Raw genomic sequence first — 12,134 nt, 5'->3', positions numbered from 1 at the left:
GAGAGCGTGACATCATGACTGATTGCAAAGCTATGATCCTCGGATGCAGCGGGCTTTCGCTGACCGCCGACGAGATTGCCCTTTACCGCGATGAACAGCCCTGGGGCTTCATCCTGTTCGGGCGCAATATCGGCGAGCCGCAGCAGATCACCGATCTCGTCGCCGCCATGCGCGACGCCGTCGGGCGGCCAGACGCGCCGGTTCTGATCGATCAGGAGGGTGGGCGTGTTCAGCGCATCAAGCCGCCGATCCTGCAGGCCTATCCGAATGCCCGCATTCTCGGTGAAATCTATGAGCGCGACCGGGGGGCGGGTCTGCGTGCCGCCTGGCTGATGTCGCGCCTGCATGCCTTCGACCTCATGAAATTCGGTATCAATGTCGATTGCCTGCCGGTGCTTGACGTGCCGGTGGAAGGCGCCAGCAACGTCATCGGCAACCGCGCCTATGGCTACACGCCGACCATGGTGGCCGAGATGGGGCAGGCGGCCGCCGATGGCCTGAAGGCGGGCGGCATGCTGCCTGTCATGAAACATATGCCGGGTCACGGTCGCGGCATGGTGGATTCGCATCATGAACTGCCTGTCGTCGACGTACCGCTCGATGAGCTGGACGCCCATGATTTTGTGCCGTTCCGGGCGCTGAACCACGAATTGATGGCGATGAGCGCGCATCTGGTATTCAATGCCGTCGACCGCGAACGGCCTGCTACGACCTCGCCGAAGGTCATCGAGGAGATCATTCGCGGTCGTATCGGCTTTGATGGCCTGCTGATGTCCGACGACAGTTCCATGAACGCGTTGAAGGGTACGCTGGGCGAGCGGGCTGCGAATATTGTTGCGGGTGGCTGCGATATAGTCTTGCATTGCAACGGCGTGATGGGTGAAATGCTTGAAGTCGTGAAGGAGGTTCCCGTTCTTTCCGGCCGCTCGCTGGAGCGGGTGCGGGCAGTTGAAGCGGGTTTCCCGACTGCGGACCCGTCCGACGAAGCGGAACTGAGAGCCGAATTCAACGCCATGTGGGCCGTTTCCTGACGATCTTGGGGGCGGCCGCTCACTCGGGATCAAGGCCGGACGCCCGGCGGATGGAACAATGGCCGCAGACAAGTCTCGCAATTCAACGCCGATGGACAAGCTCTGGCAGGATGTGACGCCGGAGCGGTTGACGGGTGAGGCCGGGCTGGTCATCGATGTCGCGGGTTTTGAAGGCCCGCTCGATCTTCTCCTGCATCTTGCCCGCACGCAGAAGGTCGATCTGTCGCGCATTTCGGTGCTGGCGCTCGCCGAACAATATCTGCAATTCGTGGAAAGTGCGCGCCGCGTGCGCATCGAGCTGGCGGCCGATTATCTCGTGATGGCGGCGTGGCTCGCCTTCCTCAAATCCAAGCTCCTCATTCCGCAGCAATCCAAAGATGAAGGCCCCTCGGGCGAGGAAATGGCCGCGACGCTGGCCTTCCGGCTGAAACGCCTGGAGGCGATGCGCGAGGCGGCGGAACGCCTCGTCAACCGCGCCCAGCTCGGCCGCGATGTTTTTGCCCGTGGCGCGCCGGAGCATATTCCGCATATCAACCGCTCGGCCTATGAGGCCAATCTTTACGATCTGCTCAGCGCCTATGCCAATCTGCGGCAGCGTCAGGCGATTACCCAGGTCACGATTGAAAAACGGCAGGTCTGGTCGCTTGTCGAGGCGCGCGAGCTTCTGACCCACCTCCTTGGCGATGTCGGGGAATGGACCGTGCTCGATCAATATCTGCTGCAATATGTGCCCGATCCGGCCATGCGCGTGACGGCGATTGCCAGCGCCTTTGCCGCTTCGCTGGAGCTGGTGCGCGAGGGCTCGCTGCAAATCCGGCAGGACGGTGCTTTCCAGCCCATCTATATGCGCCGCGGCGCAAGGGACGACCGTGCCGTGAATGCCGAAAGGACTGATAATGATGAATGACGATGAGACCGCCGAGGCCACCATTGCGGCAGATGGGGCCGAGCCCGAACAGACGGTGTTTTCCGAACGGCAGGTGAAGGAGGCCGAGCGGATCGCCGAGGCTTTGGTCTTCGCCTCGTCCGAGCCGGTTTCTGTCGGTTTCATCGCCGAGCGCCTGCCGCGCGGCATGGATGTCGTCGCCATTCTGCAGCGTCTCAAGGTTCTCTATGCGGAGCGGGGCGTCAATCTCGTGCAGGTGGGCGGGCAATGGGCTTTTCGCACCGCCGGTGATCTTTCTTTCGTCATCCGCGCCGAGGAGAAGGAGCCGAAGAAGCTGTCGCGCGCGGCGCTGGAAGTTCTTGCGATTATCGCATATCATCAACCGGTGACACGCGCCGAAATCGAGGAAATCCGCGGTGTTCAGACCTCGCGCGGCACGCTTGATGTGCTGATGGAGGCGGGCTGGGTCAGGTTCCGTGGCCGCAGGCGTACACCCGGCCGGCCCGTGACGATCGGCACCACGGTGGAGTTTCTCGACCATTTCGGCCTTGAGGAACTGCGCGATCTGCCGGGCCTTGAGGAATTGAAGGGCGCAGGGCTGCTTTCCGGCCGCATTCCCTCCAATTTCGGCGTGCCTCTGCCGATGATGAGCGACGAATTGCGTGAGGACGAAGACCCGATCACGCAGCTTGATCTTGAGGAACTGGGCCTGCTTGCGCCTGGCGGCGGCGATGGCGACGATTGATATCGCCATCCTGTTGGCGCGGCCACGAAAACTTTATGCGCACTCGCTGTTGAAGCGACGATTTGTCGTTTGAAAAAGCCTTTCAAACGTCTTACATCGTCTGAAAGCGAAATTCAGGAGTTTCAGTTATGGGTTCTTTTAGTGTGTGGCATTGGCTCATCGTGCTGGTGATCGTTCTCGTCCTCTTCGGACGCGGCAAGATTCCGGAATTGATGGGTGATGTTGCAAAGGGCATCAAGAGCTTCAAGAAGGGCATGGCTGACGAAGACCAGACGCCGCCGCCGGCCGATGCCAACACGAAGACCGTCGACCACAAGGCTGACGAGATCAAGTAAGCGGCCTTGCCGCTTGGTGTGAGACTGACGGGCGTTAGGGTCTCGGGAGCATTTTGATGTTTGATATCGGCTGGAGCGAGCTTCTGGTGATTGCGGTCGTTTTGATCGTGGTCGTCGGACCGAAAGACTTGCCGCCCATGATCCGCGCCTTCGGCAAAACGATGGCCGGCCTTCGCAAGATGGCGGGGGACTTCCGCACGCAGTTCGATGAGGCGCTCAAAGAGGCCGACATGGACGATGTGCGCCAGACGATCTCCGATGTCCGCAATCTCAACCCCACCAACTCGCTGCGCGATGCGATGAACCCGCTTCGCCAGCTCGGCAACGAGATCAAGTCCGATCTTCAGAAGGCGACGGCTGCGCCGGATGGCCTTTCGTCCACGCCGGCGCCGGCGACAAGCGAGCCGGTCGCGCCGCTGGTCAGCGTGCCTGAGCCTGAAATGAAGCTGCCGGATGCGCCGCCTGTTGTAGCCGCACCCGCTGCGCCGGTTGCCGCGGCCCTCGCTGCGGAGGAGAAGCCGAAGCGCGCGCGGGCGAAATCTATTGCTACTGTTGAGGCCGAAGCGGTTGCCGCCAAGCCGAAACGTGCAGCCCGGAGCAAGGTTGCCGCAGCGCCCGAAACCGCCGTCACCGCGAAAACCAGTGAGCCCGCCGCCTCGAAGCCCGCCGTGAAGACCGTCGCCAAAAAGGCGGCCGTCCGGAAGTCTTCCGCAGACAAGGCGGCGGTGGCCGATGCCAAGCCGGCGAAGACGGCAAAAACCAAGGCTGCAAAGCCCACAAAGGATGAAGTATGAGCGGGGATATCGAGGATAAGCCGCAGCCGCTTATTGAGCATCTCATGGAGTTGCGCACGCGGCTGATCTGGGCGCTCGGCGCGTTCTTCATTGCCTTCATCGGCTGCTTCGCCGTTGCCAAACATCTCTTCAACCTGCTTGTCATTCCCTATAAATGGGCAGTGCTCTGGGCGGGGCTGGATGTGACGAAATCGTCACTGATCTATACTGCGCCGCAGGAATTCTTCTTCACGCAGATCAAGGTTGCGATGTTCGGCGCCATGGTGATCTCCTTCCCGGTGATCGCCTCGCAGCTTTACAAATTCGTGGCGCCCGGTCTCTACAAGAACGAGCGCGCCGCCTTCCTGCCATTCCTCATCGCTTCCCCGATCCTGTTCCTTATCGGTGCGGCGCTCGTCTATTTCTTCTTCACGCCTATGGTCATGTGGTTCTTCCTCGCCATGCAGCAATTGCCGGAAGATGGCGAAGTCGCGATTTCACTGATGCCGAAGGTGTCGGAATATCTGAGCCTCATCATGACGCTGGTGCTGTCCTTCGGTCTGGTGTTCCAGCTGCCCGTCGTCACCACGCTTCTGGCGCGCGTCGGTCTTCTGACCAGCGACTGGCTCAGGGAAAAGCGCAAGTTCGCCATCGTCATGGCCTTTGTGGTTGCCGCCGTGCTGACGCCGCCCGATCCCATGTCCCAGATCGGTCTTGCACTGCCTGCGATCATTCTCTACGAGATTTCCATCTACATGGCTCGACTCGTGGAGAGGAAGCGCGCTGCGGAATCCGCAAGCACGGAGCTGGAGGAGACCTGATTTTCCTGAAGGTCTCGCCGCTCTGAAAATCTCCTCGCGCCGGGTTCATGCCCGGCGTTTTGCTGTAAAACACGGGCAATGCAACAACGGTCTGGAACGACGATGCACGACATTAAATGGATACGCGAAAACCCCGAAGCCTTTGATGCGGCGCTTGCGCGCCGCGGCGCGGAGCCTGCCGCCAGCGGCCTGATCGCGCTCGATGAAAAGCGCCGTTCCGTCATCCAGTCCCTGCAGGACATGCAGTCGCGCCGCAATGCCGCCTCCAAGGAGATCGGCGCCGCCATGGCGCAGAAGAACATGGAGCTTGCTGACAAGCTCAAGGCCGAAGTCGCCGACCTCAAGGACAACATGCCGCGCGCCGAGGAGGAGGACCGTCAGGTCACCGCCGAGCTGAACGACGCGCTGTCGCGCCTGCCCAACATGCCTTTCGACGATGTGCCCGACGGCAAGGACGAGCATGACAATGTGGTCGCCCGTGTGGTCGGCCAGAAGCCCGGCTGGAACCATGAGGCAAAGGAGCACTTCGAGATTGGCGAAGCGCTCGGCTATATGGATTTCGAGCGTGCCGCCAAGCTTTCCGGCGCACGTTTCACCGTGCTGACCAGCCAGTTGGCGCGTCTGGAGCGAGCGCTCGGCCAGTTCATGATCGACCTGCACACCAGCGAACATGGCTATACCGAAGTCTCCTCGCCGCTGATGGTGCGCGACGAGGCGATGTTCGGCACCGGGCAATTGCCTAAATTCTCCGAGGACCTGTTCAAGACCACGGATGGCCGCTGGCTGATCCCGACGGCGGAGGTGACGCTGACCAACCTCGTGTCCGGCGAAATTCTCGATCAGGAGAAGCTGCCGCTGCGCTTCACCGCGCTGACACCGTCCTTCCGTTCGGAAGCGGGCTCGGCCGGTCGCGACACGCGCGGCATGCTGCGCCAGCACCAGTTCTGGAAATGTGAGCTCGTCTCCATCACCGATGCGGAAAGCGCCGTTGCCGAGCATGAGCGCATGACGGCCTGCGCCGAGGAAGTGCTGAAGCGTCTTGGCCTGCATTTCCGCACCATGACGCTCTGCACGGGCGATATGGGCTTCAGCGCCCGCAAGACCTACGATCTGGAAGTGTGGCTGCCCGGCCAGAATACCTATCGCGAAATTTCGTCCTGCTCGGTCTGCGGCGATTTCCAGGCGCGGCGCATGAATGCGCGTTATCGCGGCAAGGACGACAAGGCGACGAAGTTCGTTCATACGCTGAACGGTTCCGGCACCGCCGTCGGCCGCTGCCTGATCGCCGTTCTCGAAAATTATCTGAACGACGATGGTTCCGTCACAATTCCGGACGTGCTGCTGCCCTATATGGGCGGGCTGACGCGGATCGAGAAGGCGGCCTGATTGGCCGTCTGTTAATCGGCCGTCCTACCGGCCTTGCGCCGGTATCCAGCCAGCCCAAGTCATTGGGCTGAAGAGACTCTTCCCGCCGCGCGGATGCGCGTCGACTGGATTCCGGCTCAAGACCGGAATGACGGGTATGGGGGGTGCTTCTGTGAGAGAAATCATTGTGTCCTCATAGCGGGATACAGCAGCGGAGGAAAACATGCGGATTTTGCTGACGAATGACGACGGTATTCACGCCGAAGGTCTGGCCGTGCTGGAGCGTATCGCCCGCACGTTGTCGGATGATGTCTGGATCGTTGCGCCGGAAACCGACCAGAGCGGGCTTGCCCATTCGCTGACGCTTTCCGAACCGCTGCGTCTGCGTAAGGTTTCCGACAAACATTTCGCGCTGCGCGGCACGCCCACCGATTGCGTTATCATGGGCATTCGCGAGGTTCTGCCGGAAAAACCCGATCTCGTCCTCTCAGGCGTCAATGCCGGCGCCAACATGGCCGATGATGTCACCTATTCCGGCACCATTGCCGGCGCCATCGAAGGCACGCTGCAGGGCGTGCGCTCCTTTGCGCTGAGCCAGGCGTTCAGCCACGCCGAAGGCCGCGTCGTGCCTTGGGAAGTCGCTGAAACCTATGCGCCCGATCTCATTCGCAAGCTCATTGATGTCGATCTGCCTGACGGCACCTTCCTCAACCTCAATTTCCCCAATTGTGCGCCAAAGGATGTGCAGGGCGTGTCCGTCACCGGGCAGGGCAAGCTCGATTTCGGCCTGACGGTGGAGGAGCGGCAGGATGGTCGCGGTCTTCCTTATTATTGGCTGCGCTTCGGCGAGCGCCTCGGCACCTTCCGCGAGGGCACGGATATTCACGCCTTGAAGCACGGCAAGATTTCGGTCACACCGCTTAAGCTTGACCTGACGGACTACACGGTGAAGGATCGGGTTGCGCAAGCACTTGGATTCGGAGTCGCCGATTGAAATCCGCAATGGTCGAAAAGGAAGGTTTTGCCGCTCTCGTTCTCCGCTTAAGGGGCGAGGGGATTTCCGACCTTGACCTTCTGACGGCGGTTGAGCAGACGCCGCGTTCCAAATTCGTGCCGCCGCAATTTGCGGCTGACGCCTATTCCAGCCGTACCATTCCGATCGACTGCGGCGCCTTCATGGAAGGCGCTGACATGGCGGTGAAGATTCTCGCCCGCCTGCAGCTGAAACCCGGCCAGCGCGTGCTGGAAATCGGCACGGGCAGCGGTTTCATGACGGCGATCATTGCACGCCGGGTGGAGCGCGTCTTTTCGCTGGAGCGCTACAAGACGCTGGTGCAGCAGGCGCAGAACTGTCTCGATGATCTCTCCATCCGCAATGTCGTCATCCGCCAGGCGGATGGCAGCAATGGTCTGGTGGGCGAGGGAACCTTCGATCGTATCGTCTCCACCGCCGCCTTTACCACCATGCCCCGCTTCTTTGCCGAGCAGATCGTTTCGGGCGGCATGATGATCGCGCCGATCATTCTTGAAGGCGACCGTTGCGTGATGACGCGTTTCTCCAAGACCGGCAGCCGCTTCGAGAAGGAAGAGCTGTTCGAGGCGCCTTATCTGCCGCTCAGCACCCATATTGCGCGTCATTTGTGACAAAATGAAAATTTTGGAGACATTCTATTTTTGTCTCCTAATGTTCTGAATTTTCGCAACTATCTGATTTTTAATATCATTATTGTCTCAACATGACGCATCTGGTTTCCGTCATGGTTATCGAAGTGTCAAAAAAGCACTGAGCGGCTTAACGTTTTAACGGCGTGGTAACACTAACGCGCTTTAATCATAAACATCGACGCATGGTTTTCCCCACCTCGGGAAATGGGCCTTGCAAGAAGTGAAATTTGTGCCGGATCGCATCTAGATGCGGCGGGTTGGCGTCAGTGTAGATCGAGTCATGCGTATGAGACATTCGTCTAAAATCGGAAAATCAGTCGCAAAAATGTTCGCAGCGGCATTGCTGGCAAGCGTCGCAACGGGCTGTAGCTCGGATGCAACGCGGTTCAGTGGCCTCTTTTCCAGTGGACCGGATCGGATGACAACGGCGTCAATTCCTGCCCGTCAGGGCGGCGGTGCTTACGGGCAGGTCCCGGTCCCGCAGGGCGACATGAATGGCGGTTACGCCTCTGCCGCGCCGCAGGGTGGTTACGCCAACCAGAACATGGCCGGCAACTCCTATCCGCAGTCCGGTGGCTATGGCGGGGTTCAGCCTTCCACGGCCCGCGCGTCGGCCTCGCCGGTGCAGCGTTCCGAGCTTTCGGCCCCAACCGCCGTGGCAAGCCGCGATCCGTCGACCCGCAACGAAGCCATGGCCCAGCCTTTCCCGTCCGCTCAGCCCAAGGCCGCGCCGTCGCTTGCTGCGCCCGCCCAGCAGGCTGCTGCTCCCGTCGCCGACAACCTGACCACGGCAACTGTTCGTTCCGACAAGAATGGCTGGCACACCGATGGCGCTTCCTCCGTGACCCTGCGTCCCGGCGAAAGCATCGCGACACTCTCCAACCGTTACGGCGTTCCGGAAAAGGAACTGCTGCGCGTCAACGGTCTGAAGACCGCATCCTCGGCGCAGGCCGGCCAGTCGATCCTCATTCCGAAATTCGGCCAGGCCCGCAATGCCGCCAAGGATGCTGCCGGCAATATCGCTCTCAACCGCAATGGCGACCAGCCGACCCCGCTGCGCGGCCCCGAGGGGAACGTAGCCGTGCTGCCGTCGCAGACCGCCGTGCGTGACAAGGTTTCCTCCGAAGCCGGCAAGCTGACGCCTCCGGGCGGTAAGCCGTTGCCGCCGACCGGTGGTTACAAGGTTCAGCCGGGCGACAGCCTGGCGAAGATCGCCCGCGAAAACGGCGTATCGGTTGCTGCCTTGAAGGCCGCGAACGGTCTCGGCAATGAAAGCATCCGCGTCGGCCAGACGCTCAACATGCCGGGCGCTTCGACGGATGCCATCAAGACAGCTTCCGTTCCCGCCAAGGAAGCGGCGAAGGCGGTCGAAACCGCATCGGTCAAGCCTGAGCCCTACAAGGCTCCCGCTGCTGCCGCCGCTCCGACTGCGCCTGCCACACCAGCCACGGCAAGTGTCAGCGATATCGAGAAGAAGGCCGACATGGCCTCCATCGCACCGGAATCCACCGGTATCGGCAAATATCGCTGGCCGGTACGCGGTGCGGTCATCAACAATTTCGGCGACAATGTCGAAGGCAGCCGCAACGATGGCATCAACATCTCCGTTCCCGAGGGCACGCCGATCAAGGCCGCCGAAAACGGCGTGGTCATCTATGCGGGCAACGGCCTGAAGCAGCTCGGCAACACGGTTCTCGTCCGTCACGACGACGGTAAGGTCACGGTTTACGGCAACGCCGCCAATCTCGACGTACAGCGCGGCCAGAAGGTCCAGCGCGGCCAGACCATCGCCACCTCAGGCATGACCGGCAGCGCCAAGCGTCCGCAGGTTCACTTCGAAGTCCGCAAGGATGCGACGCCGGTGAACCCCTCCAGTTTCCTTGAATAGGTATTGCGTCTCAAGGAATGATGAAGCCGGGTGAAGAACCCGGCTTTTTCATTTTTGGGGTGGTGCGTGCGGAGAAGGTGCTGGAATGGGTGCCACGGGCTTAGTGGGTGTTGGTTTCCTCGCGGTTTTCTCCTCCGTCATGCCGGACCCGATCCGGCATCCAGTCGACGCGCGTCTGCGCGGCGGAATGAGTCTCCTCAGCCCAAGGACTTGGGCTGGCTGGATACCGGCTCAAGGTCGGTATGACGGATGTGGGGATGCAGCCCAAGTCACGTCGATCCGCTACATGTCTAGCCCCTGACCAGCCCCACCGTCTTCTCGATGAAGTCTGCGATCGTGGCGGTATCGTCGAGATCGAAGACGGGAAGGGTGGCGTCCGCCACCTCATGATCGGCGGCAATCGCGACGATATGCGGATCGAGCGGCGCAAGCGGTTCGGTCTTGGCGGCCTCCAGCCGGCGCGCCTCGATCTTCGGCACCGGCTCATATTTGTAACCTTCGATCAGCACCAGATCGCAGGGGGCGAGGCGGGAGAGAATATCCTCGAAGGAGGGTTCCGGTTCGCCGCGCAGTTCATGCATGATGGCGAAACGGGTGCCGGAAACGATGGTAACCTCGTGCGCGCCGGCCTGCCGGTGACGCCAGCTATCTGCGCCGACCTTGTCGATGTCGAAATCATGATGGGCGTGCTTGATGGTGGAGACGCGGTAGCCGCGCGCCGTCAGTTCGGTGACGATGCGCACCGCAAGGCCTGTTTTGCCCGAGTTCTTCCAGCCGGCAATGCCGAAGACCTTTTGTGCCGTCATGGTTCCATGCTCTCCAGATAGCTGCGCGCCAGCGCCAGTTCATCCGGCGTGTTGATGTTGAAGAACGGATCGAGGCTGCCCTTTGCCGTTTCCAGCGGCGGGAAAGCCACGCCGATGGTGACATGCCGGGCAAGATAGGCGCGGATGCGCCGGTTCGCATCGTTCTTCAGCCACGCCTCGAGATCATCGGCGAGGGCCACCGGCCACAGCGCAAAAACCGGGTGAAGCTGGCCGCTGGAGGCGGCGATGACGATCGCATGATCTGACACGTGCTCGCAAAGGCGCGCCACAAGGTCGTCAGGAAAAAATGGGCTGTCGGCGGGCGCGGTCAGGAAGTGGCTAGCCGCTTTTTCGCGGTGCTGGAAATGGCGCATGCCAGCCAGAATACCCGCGAGCGGCCCAGCATGGCCGTTCAGTGTATCGGGCAGCAGCGGCAGGCCGAAACTCTCCGCCCAGCCATTGGCAGCATTGATGGTGACATCGCAGACCTGCGGCGTGATGCGGCTGATGACATGAGAAATGAGGGGGCGATCGCCCAGCTGCACCATCGCCTTGTTGCTGCCCATGCGCCGCGAAAGCCCGCCGGCGAGCACGAGACCGGGTATTTCAAAAGGGGCCGTCATTCCCGCTTTTCCTGCAGCCTTACGATATAGGTGGTGAGGAGGGCGACAAGGCCGGTCGCCAGCATCACGAGAAGAAGAGGCCAGGTTCCATCCTCTTTGGACAGGACCGAGGAGGCAAGCACTGACAATGCCGCGCCGCCGCCAATGGTCATCGCGCCGCCAAGACCGGAGGCGGAACCGGCCAGATGCGGCTGGACGCTGACCATGCCGGCATTGGCGCTGGGCAGCGTTACGCCGTTGCCGACGCCGATCAGGGCAAGCGGCACGAAAAACGCATAGGCGCTTTCCGCCCCGGCCGAGATCAACACCATGGTCGTGACGATGCCCGCAATGGCGATGACATTGCCCGACAGCATCATGCGGGTGATGCCGATTTCGCTGGCATAACGGCCGGAGATGAAGTTGCCGAGCATATAGCCGCTGGCCATGAGGAAGAATTGCAGGCCGAGCATGGCCGGTGCAAGCCCGTAAAGCACGCTGCCGACGAAGGGCGCGCCGCCGAGGAAGGAGAAGAACATGCCTGAGGAGAAGGTCGAGGTCAGCGCATAACCCCAGAAGAGCGGCGAGCGCAGCAGCTCCGGCCAGGCGTGAAACTGCTGGGAAAAACTCGCCGATTTGTTGTGGTTGGTTTCTCCGAGATCGAACCAGGCGAGCACCAGAATGCCGATGCCGAGCAGGCAGAGGAGGGCAAAGCTCGACTGCCAGCCGGAGATGTCGTTGAGCAGGCCGCCAACCGTCGGCCCCACCATCGGCACCACGGACATGCCCATGGTCACGTAGCCGATCATCGAGGCCGCCTGTTCCATCGGCACCATGTCACGCACGATGGCGCGCGCCAGCACGAAGCCCGAAACGACGGCCGCCTGCGCCACGCGCCCGATCATGAAAACGGTGATGTTGGGTGCGAGCATGCAGACGAGCGTTGCGACGATCATGATGGCGATGCTGACGAGCATCACCGGCCGGCGTCCGAAGAGATCGGAGAGCGGGCCGATGACGAGCTGCAGGCAGGCGGTGGCGGCAAGATAGCCCGAAACGGCAAATTGCATCACGGCATAATCGGTCTCGAAATAAAGCGCCATGGCCGCAAGCGAGGGCAGGAATACGTTCATGCAAAGCGCTGCGACACCGGCGATGACGACTAGCGTGATGATGTGGGGCGGGGTGGTCCTGTCGAGGAAACGGCCGCTGTTCAT

At 61.3% G+C, this 12,134-nt stretch carries 13 protein-coding genes; 10 read left to right on the top strand and 3 right to left on the bottom strand.

Translation table 11 applies throughout. From position 1 onward, the window contains the following. Positions 1 to 14 precede the first annotated feature (14 nt). From nagZ to AC5I5B_RS08480, 10 genes are all read left to right on the top strand, one after another. Entirely contained in the window at positions 15 to 1,031 is a 1,017-nt protein-coding gene (gene nagZ, locus AC5I5B_RS08525; RefSeq protein WP_003509725.1) for a beta-N-acetylhexosaminidase, read from the top strand. 58 nt (positions 1,032 to 1,089) lie between these two features. Continuing rightward, positions 1,090 to 1,938: a segregation and condensation protein A gene (locus AC5I5B_RS08520; protein WP_003509724.1), complete on the top strand. Its 849-nt coding sequence runs from the start codon at positions 1,090 to 1,092 to the stop codon at positions 1,936 to 1,938. After that, the gene (scpB, locus tag AC5I5B_RS08515; protein ID WP_099085363.1) at positions 1,928 to 2,662 is read left to right on the top strand and encodes an SMC-Scp complex subunit ScpB; all 735 of its coding nucleotides are present in this window, start codon (positions 1,928 to 1,930) and stop codon (positions 2,660 to 2,662) included. The genes AC5I5B_RS08520 and scpB overlap by 11 nt, the downstream gene beginning before the upstream one ends. 128 nt (positions 2,663 to 2,790) lie before the next feature. Then, entirely contained in the window at positions 2,791 to 2,997 is a 207-nt protein-coding gene (locus AC5I5B_RS08510) for a twin-arginine translocase TatA/TatE family subunit (RefSeq protein WP_003509722.1), read from the top strand. A gap of 56 nt (positions 2,998 to 3,053) precedes the next feature. Continuing rightward, positions 3,054 to 3,791, top strand: coding sequence for a Sec-independent protein translocase protein TatB (gene tatB / locus AC5I5B_RS08505; RefSeq protein WP_087744120.1), 738 nt, complete (start codon positions 3,054 to 3,056; stop codon positions 3,789 to 3,791). After that, complete coding sequence (tatC, locus tag AC5I5B_RS08500; protein WP_003509720.1) at positions 3,788 to 4,591, top strand: twin-arginine translocase subunit TatC; 804 nt, start codon at positions 3,788 to 3,790, stop codon at positions 4,589 to 4,591. Before tatB ends, tatC begins: the two co-directional genes overlap by 4 nt. Before the next feature lie 102 nt (positions 4,592 to 4,693). After that, positions 4,694 to 5,977 (top strand): serine--tRNA ligase, encoded by a 1,284-nt coding sequence (serS, locus tag AC5I5B_RS08495; RefSeq protein WP_111834458.1) that lies wholly within the window; start codon positions 4,694 to 4,696, stop codon positions 5,975 to 5,977. Between the two features lie 202 nt (positions 5,978 to 6,179). Next, positions 6,180 to 6,950, top strand: a complete 771-nt coding sequence (gene surE / locus AC5I5B_RS08490) for a 5'/3'-nucleotidase SurE (protein WP_003509717.1) — start codon at positions 6,180 to 6,182, stop codon at positions 6,948 to 6,950. Next, complete coding sequence (locus tag AC5I5B_RS08485) at positions 6,947 to 7,600, top strand: protein-L-isoaspartate(D-aspartate) O-methyltransferase (protein WP_026364136.1); 654 nt, start codon at positions 6,947 to 6,949, stop codon at positions 7,598 to 7,600. Before surE ends, AC5I5B_RS08485 begins: the two co-directional genes overlap by 4 nt. 346 nt (positions 7,601 to 7,946) lie before the next feature. Next, positions 7,947 to 9,509 (top strand): LysM peptidoglycan-binding domain-containing M23 family metallopeptidase, encoded by a 1,563-nt coding sequence (locus AC5I5B_RS08480; RefSeq protein WP_065695407.1) that lies wholly within the window; start codon positions 7,947 to 7,949, stop codon positions 9,507 to 9,509. A gap of 290 nt (positions 9,510 to 9,799) precedes the next feature. On the opposite strand, the gene mobB is transcribed toward AC5I5B_RS08480, so the two are convergent. Genes mobB through AC5I5B_RS08465 form a run of 3 tightly spaced genes read right to left on the bottom strand, consistent with a single transcriptional unit; the run spans position 9,800 to position 12,134 of the window. Further along, positions 9,800 to 10,315 (bottom strand): molybdopterin-guanine dinucleotide biosynthesis protein B, encoded by a 516-nt coding sequence (mobB, locus tag AC5I5B_RS08475; protein WP_111794190.1) that lies wholly within the window; start codon positions 10,313 to 10,315, stop codon positions 9,800 to 9,802. After that, on the bottom strand, positions 10,312 to 10,938 hold the full coding sequence (mobA, locus tag AC5I5B_RS08470; RefSeq protein WP_111834457.1) for a molybdenum cofactor guanylyltransferase MobA: 627 nt from the start codon (positions 10,936 to 10,938) through the stop codon (positions 10,312 to 10,314). The genes mobB and mobA overlap by 4 nt, the downstream gene beginning before the upstream one ends. After that, positions 10,935 to 12,134, bottom strand: coding sequence for a multidrug effflux MFS transporter (locus tag AC5I5B_RS08465; protein ID WP_111834456.1), 1,200 nt, complete (start codon positions 12,132 to 12,134; stop codon positions 10,935 to 10,937). The genes mobA and AC5I5B_RS08465 overlap by 4 nt, the downstream gene beginning before the upstream one ends.

This window comes from Agrobacterium sp. (assembly GCF_059499945.1).
This window is presented reverse-complemented; position numbering and strand designations above follow the sequence as displayed.

Bases quoted from the DNA above. Each gene is read 5' to 3' on its own strand.
- nagZ (WP_003509725.1), top strand. From the start codon at position 15: ATGACTGATTGCAAAGCTATGATCCTCGGATGCAGCGGGCTTTCGCTG.
- AC5I5B_RS08520 (WP_003509724.1), top strand. From the start codon at position 1,090: ATGGCCGCAGACAAGTCTCGCAATTCAACGCCGATGGACAAGCTCTGG.
- scpB (WP_099085363.1), top strand. From the start codon at position 1,928: ATGATGAATGACGATGAGACCGCCGAGGCCACCATTGCGGCAGATGGG.
- AC5I5B_RS08510 (WP_003509722.1), top strand. From the start codon at position 2,791: ATGGGTTCTTTTAGTGTGTGGCATTGGCTCATCGTGCTGGTGATCGTT.
- tatB (WP_087744120.1), top strand. From the start codon at position 3,054: ATGTTTGATATCGGCTGGAGCGAGCTTCTGGTGATTGCGGTCGTTTTG.
- tatC (WP_003509720.1), top strand. From the start codon at position 3,788: ATGAGCGGGGATATCGAGGATAAGCCGCAGCCGCTTATTGAGCATCTC.
- serS (WP_111834458.1), top strand. From the start codon at position 4,694: ATGCACGACATTAAATGGATACGCGAAAACCCCGAAGCCTTTGATGCG.
- surE (WP_003509717.1), top strand. From the start codon at position 6,180: ATGCGGATTTTGCTGACGAATGACGACGGTATTCACGCCGAAGGTCTG.
- AC5I5B_RS08480 (WP_065695407.1), top strand. From the start codon at position 7,947: ATGTTCGCAGCGGCATTGCTGGCAAGCGTCGCAACGGGCTGTAGCTCG.
- mobB (WP_111794190.1), bottom strand. From the start codon at position 10,315: ATGACGGCACAAAAGGTCTTCGGCATTGCCGGCTGGAAGAACTCGGGC.
- mobA (WP_111834457.1), bottom strand. From the start codon at position 10,938: ATGACGGCCCCTTTTGAAATACCCGGTCTCGTGCTCGCCGGCGGGCTT.
- AC5I5B_RS08465 (WP_111834456.1), bottom strand. From the start codon at position 12,134: ATGAACAGCGGCCGTTTCCTCGACAGGACCACCCCGCCCCACATCATC.